23 protein-coding genes and 2 pseudogenes are annotated in these 19,034 nt (G+C 54.2%); 13 read left to right on the forward strand and 12 right to left on the reverse strand.

The features are described 5' to 3' along the window. The first annotated feature begins 129 nt into the window (after positions 1 to 129). Positions 130 to 537, forward strand: coding sequence for an ACT domain-containing protein (locus PYCH_RS03100; RefSeq protein WP_013905376.1), 408 nt, complete (start codon positions 130 to 132; stop codon positions 535 to 537). Here the strand turns inward: PYCH_RS03100 and PYCH_RS03105 are convergent. The 9 genes from PYCH_RS03105 to PYCH_RS03145 are packed head-to-tail and all read right to left on the reverse strand — an operon-like array spanning position 515 to position 5,929. Continuing rightward, positions 515 to 2,017 carry a proton-conducting transporter transmembrane domain-containing protein gene (locus PYCH_RS03105; RefSeq protein WP_013905377.1) on the reverse strand — a complete coding sequence of 501 codons (1,503 nt, stop codon included), beginning with the start codon at positions 2,015 to 2,017 and terminating at the stop codon, positions 515 to 517. The two genes, PYCH_RS03100 and PYCH_RS03105, sit on opposite strands and share 23 nt — an antisense overlap. Beyond that, complete coding sequence (locus PYCH_RS03110) at positions 2,014 to 2,292, reverse strand: cation:proton antiporter subunit C (protein ID WP_013905378.1); 279 nt, start codon at positions 2,290 to 2,292, stop codon at positions 2,014 to 2,016. The genes PYCH_RS03105 and PYCH_RS03110 overlap by 4 nt, the downstream gene beginning before the upstream one ends. 2 nt (positions 2,293 to 2,294) lie before the next feature. Then, complete coding sequence (locus PYCH_RS03115) at positions 2,295 to 2,678, reverse strand: MnhB domain-containing protein (protein WP_013905379.1); 384 nt, start codon at positions 2,676 to 2,678, stop codon at positions 2,295 to 2,297. Beyond that, positions 2,675 to 3,136 carry a hydrogenase subunit MbhD domain-containing protein gene (locus tag PYCH_RS03120; RefSeq protein ID WP_013905380.1) on the reverse strand — a complete coding sequence of 154 codons (462 nt, stop codon included), beginning with the start codon at positions 3,134 to 3,136 and terminating at the stop codon, positions 2,675 to 2,677. The genes PYCH_RS03115 and PYCH_RS03120 overlap by 4 nt, the downstream gene beginning before the upstream one ends. After that, positions 3,117 to 3,431, reverse strand: a complete 315-nt coding sequence (gene mnhG / locus PYCH_RS03125) for a monovalent cation/H(+) antiporter subunit G (protein ID WP_013905381.1) — start codon at positions 3,429 to 3,431, stop codon at positions 3,117 to 3,119. The genes PYCH_RS03120 and mnhG overlap by 20 nt, the downstream gene beginning before the upstream one ends. Then, the gene (locus PYCH_RS03130) at positions 3,424 to 3,696 is read right to left on the reverse strand and encodes a monovalent cation/H+ antiporter complex subunit F (protein ID WP_013905382.1); all 273 of its coding nucleotides are present in this window, start codon (positions 3,694 to 3,696) and stop codon (positions 3,424 to 3,426) included. Before PYCH_RS03130 ends, mnhG begins: the two co-directional genes overlap by 8 nt. Further along, positions 3,672 to 4,277, reverse strand: a complete 606-nt coding sequence (locus PYCH_RS03135; RefSeq protein WP_013905383.1) for a Na+/H+ antiporter subunit E — start codon at positions 4,275 to 4,277, stop codon at positions 3,672 to 3,674. Before PYCH_RS03135 ends, PYCH_RS03130 begins: the two co-directional genes overlap by 25 nt. A 22-nt stretch (positions 4,278 to 4,299) precedes the next feature. Continuing rightward, positions 4,300 to 5,052, reverse strand: a complete 753-nt coding sequence (gene cobB / locus PYCH_RS03140; protein ID WP_013905384.1) for an NAD-dependent protein deacetylase — start codon at positions 5,050 to 5,052, stop codon at positions 4,300 to 4,302. 40 nt (positions 5,053 to 5,092) lie between these two features. Next, entirely contained in the window at positions 5,093 to 5,929 is an 837-nt protein-coding gene (locus tag PYCH_RS03145; RefSeq protein ID WP_013905385.1) for a M55 family metallopeptidase, read from the reverse strand. A 98-nt stretch (positions 5,930 to 6,027) separates the two neighbouring features. Between PYCH_RS03145 and hypA the strand changes: the two genes are divergently transcribed. Together hypA and PYCH_RS03155 are read left to right on the forward strand one after the other, a co-directional pair. Further along, a complete protein-coding gene (hypA, locus tag PYCH_RS03150) occupies positions 6,028 to 6,447 on the forward strand; it encodes a hydrogenase nickel incorporation protein HypA (protein WP_013905386.1) in 420 nt (139 codons plus the stop codon). Continuing rightward, positions 6,444 to 7,169 (forward strand): Mrp/NBP35 family ATP-binding protein, encoded by a 726-nt coding sequence (locus tag PYCH_RS03155; RefSeq protein ID WP_013905387.1) that lies wholly within the window; start codon positions 6,444 to 6,446, stop codon positions 7,167 to 7,169. Before hypA ends, PYCH_RS03155 begins: the two co-directional genes overlap by 4 nt. Before the next feature lie 77 nt (positions 7,170 to 7,246). On the opposite strand, the gene PYCH_RS03160 is transcribed toward PYCH_RS03155, so the two are convergent. After that, positions 7,247 to 7,984, reverse strand: a complete 738-nt coding sequence (locus tag PYCH_RS03160; RefSeq protein ID WP_013905388.1) for a cytochrome c biogenesis CcdA family protein — start codon at positions 7,982 to 7,984, stop codon at positions 7,247 to 7,249. 196 nt (positions 7,985 to 8,180) lie between these two features. On the opposite strand from PYCH_RS03160, the gene PYCH_RS03165 reads away from it, so the two are divergent. Then, a complete protein-coding gene (locus PYCH_RS03165; protein ID WP_013905389.1) occupies positions 8,181 to 8,663 on the forward strand; it encodes a hydrogenase 3 maturation endopeptidase HyCI in 483 nt (160 codons plus the stop codon). After that, a complete protein-coding gene (locus PYCH_RS03170) occupies positions 8,656 to 9,552 on the forward strand; it encodes a GNAT family N-acetyltransferase (RefSeq protein ID WP_013905390.1) in 897 nt (298 codons plus the stop codon). The genes PYCH_RS03165 and PYCH_RS03170 overlap by 8 nt, the downstream gene beginning before the upstream one ends. On the opposite strand, the gene mobA is transcribed toward PYCH_RS03170, so the two are convergent. Next, complete coding sequence (mobA, locus tag PYCH_RS03175; protein WP_013905391.1) at positions 9,539 to 10,114, reverse strand: molybdenum cofactor guanylyltransferase MobA; 576 nt, start codon at positions 10,112 to 10,114, stop codon at positions 9,539 to 9,541. The two genes, PYCH_RS03170 and mobA, sit on opposite strands and share 14 nt — an antisense overlap. A gap of 234 nt (positions 10,115 to 10,348) precedes the next feature. Here mobA and PYCH_RS03180 point away from each other — a divergent pair, with 234 nt between their 5' ends. The 3 genes from PYCH_RS03180 to hypF all read left to right on the forward strand — a co-directional run bounded on the left by PYCH_RS03180 (position 10,349) and on the right by hypF (position 14,116). Further along, the gene (locus PYCH_RS03180) at positions 10,349 to 10,585 is read left to right on the forward strand and encodes a HypC/HybG/HupF family hydrogenase formation chaperone (protein ID WP_013905392.1); all 237 of its coding nucleotides are present in this window, start codon (positions 10,349 to 10,351) and stop codon (positions 10,583 to 10,585) included. A gap of 1 nt (position 10,586) precedes the next feature. After that, complete coding sequence (gene hypD, locus PYCH_RS03185) at positions 10,587 to 11,705, forward strand: hydrogenase formation protein HypD (protein WP_013905393.1); 1,119 nt, start codon at positions 10,587 to 10,589, stop codon at positions 11,703 to 11,705. Positions 11,706 to 11,797: 92 nt separating this feature from the next. Beyond that, positions 11,798 to 14,116, forward strand: coding sequence for a carbamoyltransferase HypF (hypF, locus tag PYCH_RS03190; RefSeq protein ID WP_013905394.1), 2,319 nt, complete (start codon positions 11,798 to 11,800; stop codon positions 14,114 to 14,116). On the opposite strand, the gene PYCH_RS03195 is transcribed toward hypF, so the two are convergent. Continuing rightward, positions 14,086 to 15,612: an amidohydrolase gene (locus PYCH_RS03195; RefSeq protein WP_013905395.1), complete on the reverse strand. Its 1,527-nt coding sequence runs from the start codon at positions 15,610 to 15,612 to the stop codon at positions 14,086 to 14,088. The two genes, hypF and PYCH_RS03195, sit on opposite strands and share 31 nt — an antisense overlap. A gap of 48 nt (positions 15,613 to 15,660) precedes the next feature. Between PYCH_RS03195 and iorA the strand changes: the two genes are divergently transcribed. From iorA to PYCH_RS03215, 5 genes and pseudogenes are all read left to right on the forward strand, one after another. Further along, complete coding sequence (gene iorA, locus PYCH_RS03200; protein WP_013905396.1) at positions 15,661 to 17,508, forward strand: indolepyruvate ferredoxin oxidoreductase subunit alpha; 1,848 nt, start codon at positions 15,661 to 15,663, stop codon at positions 17,506 to 17,508. An 88-nt stretch (positions 17,509 to 17,596) separates the two neighbouring features. Continuing rightward, positions 17,597 to 18,001, forward strand: a complete 405-nt coding sequence (locus PYCH_RS03205) for a DUF2240 family protein (RefSeq protein ID WP_013905397.1) — start codon at positions 17,597 to 17,599, stop codon at positions 17,999 to 18,001. A gap of 201 nt (positions 18,002 to 18,202) precedes the next feature. After that, positions 18,203 to 18,532 carry a hypothetical protein gene (locus PYCH_RS03210; protein ID WP_148236186.1) on the forward strand — a complete coding sequence of 110 codons (330 nt, stop codon included), beginning with the start codon at positions 18,203 to 18,205 and terminating at the stop codon, positions 18,530 to 18,532. Then, positions 18,502 to 18,684 (forward strand): annotated as a pseudogene (locus PYCH_RS09595) (IS607 family transposase); the annotation flags it as partial. The gene PYCH_RS03210 and the pseudogene PYCH_RS09595, both read left to right, overlap by 31 nt. Then, a pseudogene (locus tag PYCH_RS03215) lies at positions 18,665 to 19,029 on the forward strand (RNA-guided endonuclease InsQ/TnpB family protein); the annotation flags it as partial. The pseudogenes PYCH_RS09595 and PYCH_RS03215, both read left to right, overlap by 20 nt. Positions 19,030 to 19,034: the final 5 nt, after the last annotated feature.

Consider the following 19,034-nt stretch of genomic DNA (forward strand, 5'->3'; position numbering starts at 1 on the left):
GGTTTTGGGCTCAGGGGGTGTTCACGTCATCATAACTCAGTGGGCTTGCTACTCGTCATCGCCCCGGAGAAATTAGCACCGAGGACTTTAAATCTTAACTTTACAATACCAATCTCGGCGGGTTGCTCCATGAGGAGGTACCTGATAGTTAGGGTTAAGGAGGACGGGAAGCTGGAGCTTCCCTTGGATGTGGCCTATGAAGTGGGTCTCGTGAAGGGAGCATACTTCCTCGTCGAGGCAGACACCGACATAAAGGAGATGCACATCGAGAGAATAGCCTTGCCCGGGAAGGAGCTCGTTGAGATTGAGCTTGTCATCGAGGACAAGCCGGGTGTTCTGGCCAAGGTCAGCGGTGCCCTGGGAAGACTTGGTGTTAACATATTGTTCAACGAAGCAGAGGAACTCGAAACCCTCGGCCTTTCGGCATTCGTTGCAATCGTTGATGTTAGCGGCTCAAAAGTCACCCCGGAGGAGCTTGAGAAGGTGCTCGGATCAATTGAGGAAGTTAAGGAAGTCAAGGTGCTGAGAGTACAATAAGAGCCGTTGTCAGCAACGAGAGGAGAGCTACCCCCTCCCCGACGTCTATGTCAAGCACCATCTCCCTGCGGGGCATTCCGAAGAGCTTTAGGGCAAGGAAGACTATCAGCCCGAGAACGAGGAGGGCATCTGTGGGGGATACGTTGCCACCGAGGAGGACACCAAGGATCAAAGCCAATAGGGCTAGAACTAGGCCCGGCACGGTGTCTATGGGACCTGGACCGTGGCCGTAGCCACTCCGGAGGTAGTAGTTGACCTTGGTGAAAGAGGCGGCCGTCCCGACTGAGACACCGTAAATGGCTAACTTTTCCAAAGTCCCAACGGCTAGGATGCCTTTCACAACGCCACCAATGGATGGGCCAAAGCCCGCGATGGCAAGGCTTAGGAGGAGAACCGCTGTCAGGAGCACTGGCTCTCCCCTTGCTCCGAGGCGGGAGAGTTCTTTGCTCCGCCTGGCATCCGCAAGGGCACCTAGGGAGAGGAAGAGGCCCCCCTTGAAGATGGCGTGGGCTAGGGCATAAAGAGCAACCGCCCCCGGAAGGTTTAGGGCTATACCGAGGAGGACATATCCCATCTGGCTAACGGTGTGGTAGGCGAGGAGCCTCTTGACGTCTGTCTGGAAGAGGGCCATAACGACACCGAATATCATAGAAGCAATCGCTATCAGTCTGAGGGCCAAGAGAAGGGCCTCTGGAATGCCCAGTGAGTACTGGAGGAGGAGCATCCCATAGATAGGTGCCTTCACGGCAAGGCCCGAGAGCACCGCGCTCACGTGGGTCTTAGCCTTAGAGTGGGTGTCGGGAAGCCAGACATGGAGGGGGAAGATTCCCGCCTTCAGGAGCAGGGATGCTAGGGCCACGGAGAGTGCAGCGAGAAGGGTCTTCGAGGGCTTGGCAACCTCCCTGATGAGCTCCGCGTTCAGGTAGCCGGTTTCTGCGTATATCACGCCAAGGGAGAATATGAAGAGATAGGATGCCACGATGGAGAGCATAAGGTATTTAAAGGCAGCCTTTCTGGCTCCTTTTTCCGGTGAAAGGGCTATTAGGGCAAAGGACGCCACGGAAGCGAGCTCCATGAAGATGTAGAAGTTGAAGAGGTCGAGTGATATGAACGCTCCAAGAAGGCCACCGTGCATGATGAGGAAGAGAGACAGCTCCTTCCAATCGTTTACCCTCCTGAGAGCGTAGAGGGCCGCGGCTCCGAACACAACAACTTCAGCAAGCAATAAAGGCCAGTTCAGCTCCCAAATCCCAACCTCTATACCAATGGGTTGGGGGTAGTTACCCACGATTACTCGTTCGTTCACAAAGGGGAGTATGATGAGGGGAGTTAGAGAGCCTATGGCGAAGAGAAACTTGATTTCAAGAAGTAGGGGGAATCTGAACCTCGCCCGTATCGAGCCCTCCCATTTCAGCGTTCCGAATAGATACACCAATAGGGCTGAGGTCAGGGGAAAAGCGGGAAGTAGTAGCGGGTTCACGCCCCATCCCCCCTCATCACGAGCCCGAGTGCAAGGGCGGTAACGGCCACGTCAACCACCAGCGTCGTGAGCATAAGGACGGCGGGAAGGGGATCAACTGGAGTTCCAAATTCCTTGAGGGGAGGGAAGCTCCCCTTCTCTGCTCCTATGGCCACGAAAAAGAGGACTATCCCGAGAGACATCACATTAAGGGAGAGGATTTGCTTTAGCCTGTCCCTGTTGATGATTATTCCGGCAAGTCCAATCGTCATAACAAGTATGGCTATCTTCATCATTTTCAATCCCTCTCTAGGAAGGCCGTTAGGGTGTAGAAGATTAATGTGAATGCCGAACCTACCTTCACCGCGACGAGAACGTTGAAAGGAACAACGTAGTAATTGGAGGGGGGAAGTGAGAGGGCGACAACAAAGAGAAGGAGAGTCACGACAGCTAGCCCAAAGGCACTCTCGAAGGTTCCGACGACCTTCTTCCTGAACCTCTTCCTGACCTTTTTGTAACCATGGGACGTTATTAAGAGGACTACAGCCACTGCAAGCACCACGCCGGCCTGGAATCCTCCACCAGGGGCGTCTGTACTATAAAGCATGAGGTATATTGCATAGGTCACGAGGAAGGGGCTGACGAGCTTTGTTGTGGTTCTGGCAACTATGCTCATCTTCACCTCCTACCACCTCCAAGAACGGCGGAGAAGCCTAGGGACGCTGCAAAGAGTAACAAAGCCTCGCCGACGCTGTCGTAGAGCCTCCAGCTGGCGAGTATCTCTGTAACTAGGTTGTTCATTCTCCAATTGACGAGATAATAGGCATAGCTCCCCCCCGGCGCCACCCTGTATTCAAGGGTTAAGAGGAAGAGACAGAGGGGAATCACAGCTAAGGCTAGGAAGAGCCTGAGGCCTCCTTCTTCTCTGACTGACTCGTGGGCAAAGATGAATAGGCCTATCACGAGGGCGCCGACCACTATGGCTGAGAGGGCCACGTCAGGGGCCCGTAGGAGTATTAGGAGGAGTATGAAGGAAAGGCCTGCGAGGGAGTATGCCACGAGGGCAGGTAGGATCTTGCTATGGAGGATGACGAAAAGGGCTAGGAGGATTAACGTGCCTTCAAGGATTGTCCCAAGCATACATGTCCACCTCAACCTTCGGCTTAACACCGTATCTATAGGCCCCCTTTGCTATTGCATGGCTGATCATGGGGTTTATCATGGCGATGAACATGAGAAGGATTAATAGCTTCGCCTTCACAATTATCGGAGCGTCCGCCATGAGCGCGAGCCCAAAGACTATGCCCATCGCCCCTCCAGTGTCGCACTTCGTGGCCGCGTGGAGCCTCGTGTATACATCAGGGAACCTTATCACTCCGAGTGCCCCGAAGAACATCATTGAGTATCCAAAGAGTAGGAAGATAATCTCAAGCACGCCTACCCCTCCTCTCTAGGTATTTTGCAAGGAGAAGCCCGCTAACGGAGTTCACCATGAGCAGGACTATTGCGGCGTCTATGAGGTACCATTCCTCCCATAGGACTGCGAGAACCGCTGTCATAACAACTACCTTTGTCGTAACGGTGTTGAGGCCAACCACCCTGTCGGGAAGCGTCGGGCCAACCATAACTCTATAAGTTGCCATGATTGTCGTCAGGAGGAGAAACCAGATTCCAGCTACCAGAATACCTTCTTGAGCCATTCCTCCACGTCCCCCTTGATTATTTCTCCAGCCTTGTCAGGATTCAGGGTCTGAACATCTATCCAGTGGACGTAGAGGTATGTACCATCGAGCTTCTTCACCACGTCGAGCGTTAGGGTGCCCGGTGTCAGGGTTATGGAGTTCGCCAGTATAGTCACGCCAGTGTCGGAGTGGAGGTCGGTCTTAATCTTCACTATGCCCGGCCTTATGTCTCCGAGGAGGGCATGCTTGGCAACTTTTATGTTGCTCTCTAACAGGCGGAAGGCCATTATGATGAAGTACTGGGGGAGGTAGAGCAGGGCGAAGTATAGGAGCTTACCCACTAGGTGCTTGGAGTGCCTTATGTCATCAGTCAGGAAGTCCCGCATGAAGTATGCCACAATGCCCGTAGCGGGGAGGCCGAGGGCTAGGCCCTGAAGCGTGAGGTCGCTCGTTATGATGAGCCAGAAGACCATGAGGACTATCCAAGTTATCGCGAAGCGCTCCCAATCCGGCAACTTTTGGCTCTCGTAAAGTTCGTAGGTGAAGCGCTTTCTTACCTCCTCGATCCTTGACCTCAGGTAGAGAGGGACTCGGGTCATGGAGCGTTTTCCCCCTTGTACTCTAGTCTAAAATCTTCTTAACTTCCTCGAGCAGAGTTCCCATGACTTCTCCCGCCTTCCCTCTCAAGAATATATCGGCTATCGGTGTTAGGGCACTCTCTTCCACGTTGATCTCTATCACGATGCCGCCGTTCTCTTTGACGATGTAAGGTATGTAGGCGGCCGGATATACGAGGCCGCTCGTCCCTATGACGAGGATGAGGTCAGCTCTCCTCGCGAGCTTAAAGGCCTCGCTCAGCTCCTCTTCTGGCAGCGGCTCGCCGAACCAGACGACGTCAGGCCTCAGGAGTGAACCACAGTTGGGACACTTTGGCAACTCCTCCCTCAGGAACTCCTCTAGGCTACAACTCTCCTTTAAGTTTTCTCGGTAGTCGCAGGAGGTGCACCTGACGCGAAATATGTTGCCGTGGAGCTCGATGAGGTTCTTTGTGCCGGCCTCCCTGTGAAGGTCATCAACGTTCTGTGTTATCACAGCCTTCAAAATGCCCATCTCTTCGAGCTTCGCCAACGCGTAATGTGCCCTGTTGGGCCTTGCCTTCGCTATGAGTTTCATTCTCCATTTGTAAAAGTCCCACACGAGTCGAGGATTTCTGGAGAACGCTTCAGGCGTTGCCAGCTCCTCCGGTCGGTACCGCATCCAAAGGCCATCCTTACCCCTGAACGTAGGCACCCCGCTCTCGGCGCTTATTCCCGCTCCCGTGAAAGCTATCGCGAACTTCGAACGGGCAAGAAGTTTCGCGGCTTCGGCCATCATCGAAAAAAGTTTGGCCGGAACGCCTTAAAAACGCTTCCTATCAGCGGCTCACGATGTAATTCACGCCGGCGGCAGCAAAGACGAGGACCTCGATGACCTTGTACGCATCCTCAACGCTCTCCGCCCTAAAGGCAACGGTCTTGCCATCCACCCTTTCTACAAAGGGTAGCAGCTCGGCAACTTCGGCGTGAGCGCTGTTGAGGAATCTCACCCTGACGTTCATCGGCTTCTTCACTTCGAGAGGTCTGAGCTCTCCCCTCTCAAGCTTCCTGATGGCCCTTCCAATGGCTTCTCTAATCGAGGCCTCTATCCTCGGCAGGGAGGGGCTTATGGCGGAATACCTGCCCGATGCCCTTTTAAGGGGAACGAACTCTACCCAGGGAGTCATCTCGGCATCCTTCTGCAGGGCCTCGTCGCCGGCAAGGACACCAAGAGGAATCCCCCACTCGCCGAGGAGCATCGCATTCATGAGGAACTCGCTGACCTCAATCCCGTTGATCTCTATCCTGTCAATCGTGGCCCCACTGTAGGTGTGGTCGAAGGTGGCATAAGCAGTCCCGGCCTTGGCGTGATAGCCAATGAAAAGAGCCATGTCGCTTCCCTTGGCGAAGGCCACCATGCTGAGGGGCCTCGGGAAGCCGCGGACGAGCTCCACGTACTCGGGCATTTCTTCGGGGACGACGTTCACCATTGGACCGTGGCTGTCCGCTATAACAATCTCGTCGAAACCGTTCTCGTGGAGGGCATCTGCAGTCGCCTTAACGAGTCTCGTGGCTATCTTTCTGGCCTCGTTGTAAAGGGTTCCTTTCACGAGGAGGTGCTCCCTGCTGACGACGTAGGGGAGCCCCTCAAGGTCAACGGAGATAAACGCCCTCACGGCCATCACCAGACATTAATCAAAACGCTTTCATAAAAATTTTACCATAACCCTCGGTTTTTTAAGCCCTTGGGAGCACTTTAATTTGGTGAAACAAGATGCACGAGTGGGCCCTTGCCGATGCCATTGTAAGGACTGTGCTGGAGTATGCTGGAAAAGAAGGTGCTAGCAAGGTGCTAGCCATTAGGGTGGTCCTCGGGGAGCTCCAAGACGTAAACGCCGAGGTCGTGGCCTTTGCGATGAGGGAACTCATGAAGGGGACTATCGCAGAGGGAGCCGAGATAATCTTTGAGGAGGAAGAGGCAATCTTTAGGTGCCGCAACTGTGGCCACGTTTGGAAGCTCAAGGAGGTTAAGAACCGCCTCGACGAGCGCATCAGGGAGGACATCCATTTCATCCCGGAGGTCGTCCATGCCTTCCTTGCCTGTCCGAAATGCGGCAGCCACGACTTCGAGGTCGTCAAGGGAAGGGGAGTTTATATAGCGGGGATAAAAGTTGAGAAGGAGGGAGGGGCATGATAGATCCGAGGACCTCCGCCATAGAGGCTCGCCTTGAGAAGGTCAACCGCATAATACCCATCGTGAGTGGAAAAGGTGGGGTTGGGAAGTCGCTCATCTCGACGACGCTCGCCCTAATCTTGGCCGAGAAGGGCCACAGGGTTGGTCTGCTCGACCTCGACTTCCACGGAGCGAGCGATCATGTGATTCTTGGCTTCGAGCCGAAAGAGTTCCCCGAGGAGGACAGAGGAGTCGTCCCGGCCACGGTTCATGGCGTAAAGTTCATGACAATCGCCTATTACACGGAGGACAGACCCACGCCCCTGAGGGGTGTGGAGGTAAGCGACGCCCTGATAGAGCTCCTTACAATAACGCGCTGGGACGAGCTGGATTACCTCATACTAGATATGCCGCCCGGCATGGGCGACCAGTTCCTCGATGTCCTGAGGTTCCTCAAGAGGGGCGAGTTCTTAGTTGTGGCAACCCCTTCGAAGCTGGCCCTCAACGTCGTCAGGAAGCTCATTGAGCTCCTGAAGGAGGAGGGCCACAAGGTTCTTGGAATCGTTGAGAACATGAAGCTGGATGAGGAAAGGGACGTGGAGGAGCTGGCGAGGGAGGTGGGCGTTCCTTACCTCGCGGGCATACCATTCTACGGGGACCTTGAAGAGAAGATAGGGAAGCCAGAGGAGCTCCTTAAGACGGAGTTTGCCGAGAGAATTAGGAAGCTCGCCGAGAGGCTCTAAGGAGACCGGTAGAGCTCTTTTTGCTGCAATTTTTAACTTTTTCCCGACGCCTGATGAAGCTCTCAAACCTTGATTTGTTATGGGTTAGCGGTCAATATCCACAGGCCAAGGAGCACCAAGAGAAAGCCCGATAAGAGGGAGAGCTCCCGCGAATGCTTTACCATCGCCCTTGAAAAGGCCTTGCTCTCGCTTAAGCTTCCCATCGCGAAGAGTATCACGAAGAGCGGAAGGACAAAGATGATGTTGTAGAGGGCCAAGAGGAGGTACGCCAGGGCTCCGCTCTTGGATATTATCGCAGCGTAAACGACGTATGGCCCCATGGAGCATGGCAAGAGAGTCGTGGAGACTGCGAAGCCGAGGAGCAGGGCACCCGCTACAGTTGCCTCTGTGGAGAAGGCCAGCTTTCTGAGCTTACCCTTCCCGACAACGCGGGACTTCTCGAAGAGGCCTGTAACTGCTGTGTAAAGGCCAAAGGCCATTGCAAGGTAACCCGCCCACACCGTTGGTATCTTGCCGGCGAGGATGACGAGGCCAACACCGAGGGTGTAGTAGGAGATGTAAACGGCCATTATGAAGAGCAGACCCACGAGGTAAACTTTCCCTTTTGGCAGGCCCTTGACGGAGAGGGCTATGAGAAATATCGTGTAAACGACGAAGGTGCAGGGGTTCACGGAGTCCGTGAGGGCAAGGGCAAGGAACTGGGGAATGAAACTAATCATTCCTAGAGCGCTGAGAGTGAGGGAGCTGAGGCCAAAGGATAACGCGAGGATCAGGAGGAGATACTTAAGCTCGGGCTTCTTTAGGAGCTCTCTCATTGGGGTTCCCAGAAATGGTTCGAAGCGTTGTTTTTTAGCCCTTTCTCAATGGAAGGTTTTGAACCGGAAGTTGAAGAATTTGACACCCCAGGACTCCCTGTTGAGATGGTAGGTAAACCCGAGGTTTGAAACTCCCCAATTTTTAAGCTCCCCCATAATAACTTCCCTGGGGATTAAGATGCGTGAGGACCGAGAGATGGAACTCTGGGAGCTCCTTCGGAATGCGGGTCGGGTAGTTATCTGTGGCATGGGAAACGAGATGAGGGGCGATGACGCCTTCGGACTCCTCGTCGTGGAAAAGCTAAGGGAGCTTGTGAAAAGTCGAGATATTCTCATACTCAACTGCGGAGAAGTTCCCGAGAGCTACACGGGAAAAATAGCTTCCTTCAAGCCTGACCTAGTCGTCTTCGTGGACGCCGTTGAGTTCGGGGGGAGGCATGGAGATATGATAGTGGCAGACCCGGAGGATACTATAGGGGAAGCCATCTCAACTCACGGCCTGCCCCTGCGGTTCCTCGTCCAATACCTGAAGGAGAGGACGGGAGCTCGTTTCATCCTCATAGGGTGCCAGCCCCGTTTTCTTGGCCTCTTCGAGGAGCCGAGCGATGTGATAAGGGAAAGGGCCGAGCAGCTCGCGAGGGCGCTTGCGGGGGCACTAGGGGGCAGATCCGATGATTAGGATTAGGGAGGCCGAGCTCTGGGACTGTGCCAAAATAGTGGACGTATATATTTCGAACGAAGATGTAAGGAGCTCGTCTTCCCTTGAAGCCTACCTCCGTGTCGGCCCGTGGGCGAGGGTAGAAACGTGTGCCATCCATCTCAACAACCTCAAGCTTCACGGCGGTTTGGCCCTCGTGGCTGAGCTCGATGGGCGCGTGGTTGGAGAAGCAGAGCTCCTCTTCAGCGAGGAACCTTGGAAGGGGCGAATTATGAGGACAGCTCATCTCAGCGTCATAGAAGTCGCGAAGAAATATCAGGGCAGAGGAATCGGCAGAGCGCTCGTTGAGCACCTGATAGAGAAGGCACAGGAGCTGGGATACGAGATCATGACGGTCACGCCCGAAAAGGGTGCCATCGGCTTCTATAAGCGGCTTGGCTTTGAGGAGGAACTATACAGGGGTGTACTCGTGGACATCCCGACGAGGCCCGGGAGAGCTCCGACCGTCGAGACCATGGAGCCCAGTTGGACCGGGTTGAAGGAACTTCCCATGGTTCTCGGCCAGTTCCAGAGCTCTTACAACCACTGGTTTTCGGAGTTCGTCGACAGAATCGCGGACATAGATCTGATGGTGTATTTTGAGAGCGGGAAGGTCGGAAACTCTTTCTATGTGTTCGAGGGTAGCTATACCGACGAGAACGCCGTGACGGCCTACGCTTGGGGAGGAAACACTCTCGAAGTCCTTGAAGGGTTGCTGGCGCTCGCGTGGGAGAGGGGTTTTAGAACCGTAAGGACGACCGTTGAAAAGGTATTTATGATGAACATCTTAAACTTGGGAGCCGAAATCCTCGGGGAGGTCAACATACTGGTAAGACCGCTTGGGGAGCCGCTGTGGATTAGAGGGGGCTGAACCGCCTTAAATCCTCTTTCCGATTCACGTTGAAGAAGCTAGCCTTCCATTCCTCGGGCAGTTCCTCTATCGGGATGTAGCATGCGTCCACCTTTTCTATAGCTCGGCGGATCATGTAATCTCCGCTCCGTATCTGCTCTCCAAGGATTTCCCTAAAGTCCTGGGAATAGGCGGCGTGCAGGGGCTCAAGATAGCCATTTGCCCATCGGGGAACACATACAATTTTTCCACTATTCCAGAATTGTTTAATTATATAATCCACGAATTCTGGAATTATTGAGGGCATGTCCCCCGCAGCGACGAAGGCATCCCCGAGGCTCAAGGCGATATATATTCCCCCAATAGGCCCTACTAAGAGCCTGTCTATCACGACTCGATAACCGAGCTCGCGGAGGCGTTGGGCGTTCTCGGGGGCCGCGATTATAACGACTTCATCAATGTACCGAGACATCTCCAAACCCTGGAGGGCGTAGGAGATAAGTGGCTTTCCACCAATCCTGAAGAGAAGCTTGTCGCCTCCAAACCGCCTTCCCCTGCCGCCAGCTAATACCGCGCCTATCATTTTTCATCCCTTTTCTTCCTTTTCTTCTTTATGTGGACGTATTCGATAGGCACTTACATAATCTTGCTTGAGATTCAGCATTTTTTTAAGAAGATTCCGACTTAATCTTGGGCGATTTCATAGGCCTTTGCGACGTCTAAAAACCCTGAATTCCCGAGAGGTGCTTGGCTATAAACCATTAGTTTTGAAAAAATTCTAAAAATCCCGGTATCCAAACTTGGGTGGGTGAAAGGGATGTGTTTAGCAACGGTTGCCAAGGTGCTTCAGATCAGCGAGGATGGTAAAACCGCGGTGGTAGACTTCGGAGGGATAAGGAGGGAGATAAGGCTCGATCTCCTCCCGAACGTTGAGGTGGGCGATTACGTGGTCGTTCACACTGGTTTCGCCATAGAGAAGGTAGACGAGAAAACTGCTAGGGAGATACTCTCGGTCTGGGAGGAACTCTGGAAGCTTGAGCGCCGAGGTGGCTGATATGGCTTCGACCAATATCCTAGGGCCCTACAGGGACAAAGAGCTCGCCCAGAGGATAGTTCAAAAGATTCACGAGGAAGCTAAGGGCCTGGACGAAGTCCGCCTCATGCATGTCTGCGGGACTCACGAAGACACGGTTACCAGGGGCGGAATAAGGTCTCTCCTGCCTGAGAACGTCAAGATAATGAGCGGGCCGGGTTGCCCCGTCTGCATAACCCCCGTGGAGGATATAGTGAGGATGCAAGAGATAATTAGGGAGGCCTACGCCGAGGGGGATAGGATAATCTTAACGACGTTCGGCGACATGTACAGGATTCCCACCCCCCTGGGAAGCTTCGCCGATTTGAAGAGTGAGGGCTACGACGTCCGCGTTGTCTATTCCATTTACGATGCCTACAAGATTGCGAAAGAGAATCCGGATAGGCTCGTGGTCCACTTCTCGCCGGGCTTTGAAACCACGACCGCCCCGACGGCAGGCATGCTCAACGCAGTCGTCGAGGGGGGCCTCGAGAACTTCAAGATATATTCAGTTCACCGCTTAACGCCGCCAGCCGTGGAGGCTTTGGTGAAGCAGGGGACGCGCTTTCACGGGCTAATTGATCCGGGCCACGTCTCAACGATAATAGGCGTCAAGGGCTGGGCCCCTATAACGGAGAAATATGGCATCCCGCAGGTCGTGGCTGGCTTTGAGCCCGTTGACATGCTCCTCGCGATACTGCTCCTCATCAGGATGGTCAAGACAGGTGAAGTTAATATACTCAACGAGTACACGCGCGTGGTGAAATGGGAGGGTAACGTTGTCGCTCAGGAACTCATAGAGAAGTTCTTCGAGGTCAAGGACGCCAAGTGGCGAGCTCTGGGTGTTATACCGAAGAGTGGCCTTGAGTTGAGGAGAGAATGGAGGGAGCTCGAGATAAGGACTTACTACAACCCCGACGTGCCAAAGCTTCCCGACCTTGAGAAGGGGTGCCTCTGTGGAGCCATCCTGAGGGGGCTCGCCCTGCCGCCCCAATGCCCGCACTTCGGAAATGCCTGCACACCTAGGCATCCAATAGGCCCCTGTATGGTTTCATATGAGGGAACGTGCAGCATATTCTACAAATATGGGGCGTTGTTCTGACACCAAAGGTTCAAAACTCCACTCTCGTTTTCAACTTTTGGTTTTAGAAACGCATAAAGGCTGGAAAGACTAAAGGAAAACGGGTGGATGGAATGAGGGCCTACCGCATCAAGGTCCAGGGTATAGTTCAGGCTGTTGGCTTTCGCCCCTTCGTTTATCGAATAGCCCACGCCCATAATCTCAGGGGCTACGTGAGGAACCTCGGCGATGCCGGCGTCGAGATAGTTGTTGAGGGGCGGGAGGAGGACATAGAGGCTTTTCTCAGAGATCTCTACACGAGGAAGCCTCCCCTCGCGAGGATAGACCGGTTAGAGAGGAAGGAGATACCGCCACAGGGGTTCGACCGCTTCTACATTGAGAAGAGCTCCCAAGAGGGAGAGGGTGGGAACTCGATTATTCCACCGGACATAGCTATATGTGAGGACTGCCTAAGAGAGCTATTCGACCCGGCGAACAAGCGCTATATGTATCCCTTTATCGTCTGCACCAACTGCGGCCCAAGGTTCACGATAATAGAGGATTTGCCCTATGACAGGGAGAATACAACCATGAAAGAATTCTCTATGTGCGACTTCTGCGAGAGCGAATATAAAGACCCGCTTAACAGGCGCTATCACGCCGAACCCGTCTGCTGTCCCGTCTGCGGGCCGAGCTATAGGCTTTACACAAACGACGGGCAGGAGATAACCGGCGACCCACTGAAAAAGGCGGCCAAGCTTATAGACAAAGGTTACATCGTTGCCATCAAGGGAATCGGAGGAATACACCTTGCTTGCGATGCGACGAGGGAAGATATAGTTGCAGAGCTCAGGAGGAGAACCTTTAGGCCCCAGAAACCCTTTGCCATAATGGCCAGGGACCTGGAGACCGTCAAAAGCTTTGCCTACGTGAGCCCGGAGGAAGAGGAGGAGCTCATGAGCTACAGAAGGCCTATTATTGCCCTGAGGAAGAAGGACCCGTTTCCTTTGCCCGATAACCTTGCTCCAGGTCTCCACACAATCGGTGTCATGCTTCCCTACGCTGCCACTCATTACCTTCTCTTCCACCACTCGAAGACGCCCGTTTACGTCATGACCTCGGCAAACTATCCCGGCAAGCCCATGGTCAAAGACAACGAGGAGGCCTTTAAGGAGCTGAGGGAGATTGCGGACTACTTCCTGCTCCATAACAGGAAGATACTGAACAGGGCCGATGACAGCGTAGTGAGGTTCGTGGACGGGAAGAGAGCCGTTATAAGGCGCTCCCGTGGATTTGTCCCGCTCCCGATAGAGATTCCCTTTGAGTACAACGGTCTCGCCGTCGGAGCCGAGCTCATGAACGCCTTCGGCATCGCGAAGGGCGGTAAGGTTTACCCAAGCCAGTATATAGGCAACACGTCGAAGGTGGAAGTGCTGGAGTTTATGCGTGAAGCCATAGCACACTTCAGGAGGATACTCCGCGTCAAGGAGCTCGACCTCATAGTGGCCGACCTTCATCCGAGCTACAACACTACGAAGCTGGCGATGGAGATTGCCAACGAGCTAAACGTGGAGTTCCTCCAGGTTCAGCACCACTACGCTCACGTGGCAAGTGTCATGGCCGAGCATGGCCTCGAAGAGGTTGTGGGAATAGCCCTAGACGGTGTCGGCTACGGAACGGACGGGAAGGTCTGGGGTGGCGAGGTAATCTACCTGGGCTACGAGGACGTGGAAAGGCTGGCTCATATAGCCTACTACCCACTGCCAGGCGGCGACATAGCAAGCTACTACCCGCTAAGGGCCCTGATGGGAATATTGAGCAAGGTTTACGATGTGGAGGAGCTGGAGGGAATAATCAGGGGTTACTGCCCGAGGGCCATTGAGAGCCTAAAGTACGGGGAGACCGAGTTCAAGGTTGCCCTCGGCCAGCTCGTGAGGGGAATAAACGTTGCCTACGCCTCTTCCACGGGCCGCGTCCTTGACGCTCTCGCAGTCCTCCTCAACGTGGTCTACAGGAGGCATTACGAGGGAGAGCCTGCCATGAAGCTCGAGAGCTTTGCCATGAAGGGTAAGAACGACCTCAAGCTTGAGGTGCCCGTTGAGGGGAAGACCATAAAAGTGGAGGAGCTCTTCGTGGACGTGCTAGACCTCCTCGAGAAGGCAAGCCCAGCCGACATCGCATACTCGGTCCATATTGCGATGGCTAGGACCTTTGCAGAGGTTGCCGTCGAGAAGGCGAGGGAATTTGGCGTTAAGGCTGTCGCCCTAAGCGGCGGCGTTGCCTATAACGAGCTCATAACGAAGACTATAAGAAAAATCGTAGAGGCGAACGGCCTGAGGTTCTACTCAACCTACGAGGTCCCAAGGGGCGACAACGGGATAAACGTCGGCCAGGCCTTCCTCGGCGGTCTCTATCTAGAAGGCTACCTCAGCAGGGACGACCTGACCATGTGACCGGCCACGTACGTCTCGAGGACCTCCACCTCCCTAAGCTCGCTCTCGGATATCGCTAGCGGATCTTTATCGAGAACTATGAAGTCGGCCCGGCATCCGGGCTCCAGCCTTCCGATATCGGGAGCGAGGGTTACCAGGGCGGAGCACCTCGTGTAGGCGTCGAGGGCCTCTCTGATAGAGAGAACCTCTTGGGCTGTATAGTGGAAGGTCTCGATGCCTTCAAACCTTCCCCGCGTGACGGCGGCGTAAACACCCTCCCAGGGGTTCGCGGGCTCTATGGGGGAGTCCGTGCCAAACCCGACCTCGATGCCCTTCTCCCTCATGCTCCTGAACCTGTAGAGGAACCTCGCCCTTGGGCCTAGCCTCCTCACGGCCCACCAATCGCTTATCACGAACCTCGGCTGAACAGCCGCTCTTATGTCGAGGGAAGCCATCTCATCGAGCTGGTCATCCCTCACAAGGGAGGCGTGCTCCACCCTCCCTTTCACATTTGCCTCCCCGAAGACGTCGAGTATCATGTCAAGGGTCGCATCCCCTATGGCGTGTATCGCAACGTCGAGGTCGAGAGCTTTGGCGGCCTCCACTATTTCCTTAAGCTCCTTTCTATTGAGGTTGGGGTGACCTCTCGTGGGCTCGTCCGCATAGGGTTCACTAAGCCACGCAGTCCTTGCCCCGAGGCTCCCGTCAGCTAAGACCTTGACACCTGCTATCCTGAGCATATCGCCGCCGAAGGGACCTATTCCAAGGGCATCTAGCTTTGGAAGGACATCCGGATTCACGTAGGCAAATACTCTAAGGAGGAGACGCTCCTTCCTATCAAGCCACAATAAAGCTCTAAGGGCCTTCTCCCCAACGCTTACGAAGGCTACGGCGGTAACACCGAGGCTTAACAAGTGCTCCTGGGCCTTTTCTATGAAGCGAGCGTAGTCCCAGACGGTAAGCGTTTCTTCAACCTTCTTCCTTGCCTCGTCGAGGGCGTTCTCCCTTATTATGCCCGTCTCTGGGTCAAAGTCCTCTGATGGTTTGAGGTCGAGGAGCTCAAGGGCCCTTGAATTCGCAACGGCAACGTGGAAGCACCGCCGGTACAGGAGGACGGGCCTGTTCTTTACGACGTCTAGGTCCTCTCTCGTGGGATAGCGGCCGAGTTCCTCCTGATCCCAACCGTATCCGAGCACCCAAGAGGTTTTATGCCCGCTAGCGTACTTTAGGAGCTTCCTCTTCAAGGTCTCAATGTCCCGAACGCCCCTCAAATCGAGCATTTCGAGGGATAGGCCGAGCTCGTCGAGGTGGATGTGGGAGTCGAAGAAACTGGGCATAACGGTTTTTCCTCGTAAATCCACGACCTCGCCGCCGAGCCTCCGGGCTACCTCTGCAACCTTCGCCATATCTCCTGCATAAAGGACACGGCCACCCGCTATCAGGAGACCGTCCACGATTTTAAGGGGCCTGAAGGATACGTATATCCTGCCGTTGACGAAGGCCTTCAACTCAACCACCGGCAATATTTTAACCCGACGCTTAAATCATTAACTTGGGTGGTTGTAATGAAGAGGCTCCTCATGGGCAACGAAGCGATTGCCTATGGGGCTCTTGAGAGCGGCATCGCCTTCGCAACCGGTTATCCCGGAACGCCCTCCACGGAGGTCATAGAGACGATAGCCAGACTCAAGCCTGAGGTCTTTGCCGAGTGGGCCCCCAATGAAAAGGTTGCCCTTGAAGAAGCCGCTGGCGTTGCCTACACCGGCCTCAGGGCTTTGGTCACGATGAAGTGTGTGGGCCTTAACGTCGCCGCCGACCCGCTCATGAGCCTCGCCTACTCCGGAGTTGAAGGCGGCCTTGTTATTCTCGTTGCCGACGATCCTGGCCCGCATACTTCTCAGACCGAGCAGGACGATAGGTATTACGGCAAAATCGCCCTCCTCCCGGTTCTCGAGCCTGCTGACCCGCAGGAAGCACACGACCTAATAAAGTACGCCTTCGAGCTGAGCGAGAGGTACAAGGTTCCGGTGATCTTCAGAACCACGACGAGGGTTAACCACACCACTGCAGACGTCGAGGTCGGCGAGTTCGTCGAGCTCAACCGCGAGCCGAAGTTTAAGAAAGATATAGAGCGCTATGTAAGGGCGAGCATGGAGGGCAACCGGAGAAGGCATAAGTGGCTCAACGAGACGCTGGCGAAGATAGAGGAGGAGTTCAACTCGATGCCCTTCAACTGGGTCGAGGGGGACGGGAGGATAGGCATCATCGTCGAGGGAGCTCCATACAACTACGTAAAGGAGGTTCTCCCAAAGCTTGATGGCGACTTTAAAGTGTTAAAGCTTTCAACCCCTCATCCGCTCCCGAGAAAGCTCGTCGTGGAGTTCCTTAAGGGCGTTGACATGGCCATAGTAATCGAGGACGGTGCTCCCTTCCTCGAAGAGGAAGTCAAGATAGTTGCATACGAAGAGGCTCTTAACGTTCCCGTCTACGGAAAGAGAACTGGTCACCTGCCACTTGAGGGGGAACTTACACCGAGCATCGTCAGGAATGCTCTCCTTAGGCTCCTTGGAAAGGAGGCAGAGGAGTACAGGAAGCCTGAAGAAGTCAAAAGGGCGGAAAGCCTCGCCCCCAAGAGGCCGCCCGTTATGTGTCCCGGCTGTCCCCACCGCGGTTCATATAGGGCCCTGCTTGACGCCCTGAGGGAGCTCGGCTTTGGAAAGTTCGACATCCCCGTTCACGGCGATATCGGGTGCTATGCCCTGTCGCTCCTCCCGCCCCTTGAGGCCATATGGACCGAGTACGTGATGGGTGGGAGCATTAGCTTGGCGAACGGTCAGAGCGCCGTTATGAAGAAGAAAATCGTCGCCACGATAGGCGATTCCACCTTCTTCCACAACGGAATCCAGCCGCTGATTGATGCTGTCTACAAGGATCTCGATGTCCTTGTCATCATTCTCGATAACAGGACCACCGCGATGACGGGCCACCAGCCGCATCCGGGAACTGGAGGAAGCGAGACCGGGAGGAGGTTCCGCGAGATAGACATCGAGGCCCTCGTGAAGGCCATTGGCGTTAAATACGTAAAGACCGTTGACCCCTACGACCTCAAGGCCACGAAGGAGGCTATAAAGGAGGCGATGAAGGTCAAGGGACCGGCCGTGATAATAGCGAGGCGCGAATGTGTAATTCCGGTCATCAGAAGGGGTGAGATTGGCGAAATCCCCGTTGTCGTAGAGGAGAAGTGCACGGGTTGCAAGGCCTGCATCCTCTTGACCGGCTGTCCGGCCTTGATATATGAGCAGGAGACGAGGAAGGTCAGGATAGACTCGCTGATATGCACGGGCTGTGGAGTCTGCAACCAGATCTGTCCCTTCGAGGCCATTAAGTTCCCAAGCGAGCTCCGCTCTTCCTGACCTCCTCCCCTCCCTAAAGGGCGAGGCTTTCACCGGCACGTAACCCTTATTTTGTTCGGCTCCCTAATTATTTGAGGAGGAGGGGACGTTGGGGAAGTATTCCCCCATCCTAGAGGCCGTCAAGCTGAAGGGATCCAACGAATTCTCGAGGAGCGAACTCATAGGCATAATAACTTTTAAGCTGTCCCTGCTCGGCGTTAAGGAAGCCAAGCGGCTGGTAGAAGAAGCTATAAAGGAAGGAATCATTGAAGAGCGAGGTGAGCTTCTCGTCGTGAACCTTCAAGTGGCGGAGGAAGAGGAAGAAGGTGATGTCCTTGGGGAGATTGTAACCTACATCGCCAGGGAGCTTGGCATGACGGAGATGGAGGTAATGGAGGAGCTGAGGGAATTTGGGAGGAGATACGGTAATCTCGATATGAAACTCGTAGCATACCTTTACGGTCTCGAAAAAGGGCTTGACATGTCGCCGTTCCGGGACAGGCTGGAGGGATAGGCTGGCTAAATGTCCTCAACCTATTGAGGAGCTGTTAGTTTAGATACTCGGGAAAGTGGGCTCAATAAGAGCAAGGAAGGTTGTTGGAGATGCTGTATGAGGAGAAGGTCACGAGTAACGTGCTCCGAGCGGTTTTATTTGCCTCTCTACTTCCAATGTTCTTTGCCCTTTACATGACTTGGGGGGGTTGAGGAAGCAAGGATGTCCATGCTTCCAACTGCGTTTATAACAACTGCCCTTTTAATCGACGCCTCTGCCCTGAGGATTGAGATAGACGAGCGCGAGCTGAGGCTCAGAGGCCTGCTCGGAATTTTCAGGAAAACCATTCCCATTGACGAAATCGAGAGCTTCTTGGTCTCGGATTCATGGAGTGCTTGCCATGGAATGATACACTTCACGATTCCGGCCAAGGGCTGTATTCAAATAAACAGGAGGAAGGGATGGAGCATTTCCTTCTCGACGAACCAACCCGAGGAGATAGCGATGGTCCTCGCGACCCTTGGAGTGCCAAGGGCGTTGAGATTGAAGTAATCTTCGACGATGAGGGGAAAACGCCAGAAAAGGAACTTGTTGAGGACTTGCTGGCAATAGTAACTTCCTTCGCTGGAAAGCTTTATGGAATGCGTTCTCACAGGAAAAAACGCCTCGTCGAGGCGGTAAAGAATGCCCTCAGAGACAATTAAACTCACGGCAAAATTCAAGTTGAAGGAAACTCCCGAAGGATTAGACGAGCTTTTCCAGACTTACCGGGAAATCGTGAACTTTCTCATCACTCATGCTTTTGAGAACAACGTTACCAGCTTTTACCGATTGAAGAAGGAGACTTACAAAACTCTCCACTCTGAAGGGGAGAATCCAGTTAGAGTTTTACCCTGCAAGGTACCACGAGAAGTTTAAGGGCTGGAAGGTTGGGCAGGCTTGGTTAGTGAGAACACCGAAGGGAGTTTTTCTAAACGTTGTTTTCTCGAAAAAAAGTTGAGATTCGAGAGCCTAAAGCATTTGTTGGCGTGGACTGGCTACTCAATGAGCCGAG

Source organism: Pyrococcus yayanosii CH1, from assembly GCF_000215995.1.
Taxonomy (GTDB): domain Archaea; phylum Methanobacteriota_B; class Thermococci; order Thermococcales; family Thermococcaceae; genus Pyrococcus; species Pyrococcus yayanosii.

Coding starts and splice junctions, on each gene's coding strand:
- PYCH_RS03100 (WP_013905376.1), top strand. CDS start 130: ATGAGGAGGTACCTGATAGTTAGGGTTAAGGAGGACGGGAAGCTGGAG.
- PYCH_RS03110 (WP_013905378.1), bottom strand. CDS start 2,292: ATGATGAAGATAGCCATACTTGTTATGACGATTGGACTTGCCGGAATA.
- PYCH_RS03120 (WP_013905380.1), bottom strand. CDS start 3,136: ATGCTTGGGACAATCCTTGAAGGCACGTTAATCCTCCTAGCCCTTTTC.
- PYCH_RS03130 (WP_013905382.1), bottom strand. CDS start 3,696: ATGGCTCAAGAAGGTATTCTGGTAGCTGGAATCTGGTTTCTCCTCCTG.
- PYCH_RS03135 (WP_013905383.1), bottom strand. CDS start 4,277: ATGACCCGAGTCCCTCTCTACCTGAGGTCAAGGATCGAGGAGGTAAGA.
- cobB (WP_013905384.1), bottom strand. CDS start 5,052: ATGATGGCCGAAGCCGCGAAACTTCTTGCCCGTTCGAAGTTCGCGATA.
- hypA (WP_013905386.1), top strand. CDS start 6,028: ATGCACGAGTGGGCCCTTGCCGATGCCATTGTAAGGACTGTGCTGGAG.
- PYCH_RS03155 (WP_013905387.1), top strand. CDS start 6,444: ATGATAGATCCGAGGACCTCCGCCATAGAGGCTCGCCTTGAGAAGGTC.
- PYCH_RS03160 (WP_013905388.1), bottom strand. CDS start 7,984: ATGAGAGAGCTCCTAAAGAAGCCCGAGCTTAAGTATCTCCTCCTGATC.
- PYCH_RS03165 (WP_013905389.1), top strand. CDS start 8,181: ATGGAACTCTGGGAGCTCCTTCGGAATGCGGGTCGGGTAGTTATCTGT.
- PYCH_RS03170 (WP_013905390.1), top strand. CDS start 8,656: ATGATTAGGATTAGGGAGGCCGAGCTCTGGGACTGTGCCAAAATAGTG.
- mobA (WP_013905391.1), bottom strand. CDS start 10,114: ATGATAGGCGCGGTATTAGCTGGCGGCAGGGGAAGGCGGTTTGGAGGC.
- PYCH_RS03180 (WP_013905392.1), top strand. CDS start 10,349: ATGTGTTTAGCAACGGTTGCCAAGGTGCTTCAGATCAGCGAGGATGGT.
- hypD (WP_013905393.1), top strand. CDS start 10,587: ATGGCTTCGACCAATATCCTAGGGCCCTACAGGGACAAAGAGCTCGCC.
- hypF (WP_013905394.1), top strand. CDS start 11,798: ATGAGGGCCTACCGCATCAAGGTCCAGGGTATAGTTCAGGCTGTTGGC.
- iorA (WP_013905396.1), top strand. CDS start 15,661: ATGAAGAGGCTCCTCATGGGCAACGAAGCGATTGCCTATGGGGCTCTT.
- PYCH_RS03210 (WP_148236186.1), top strand. CDS start 18,203: ATGTCCATGCTTCCAACTGCGTTTATAACAACTGCCCTTTTAATCGAC.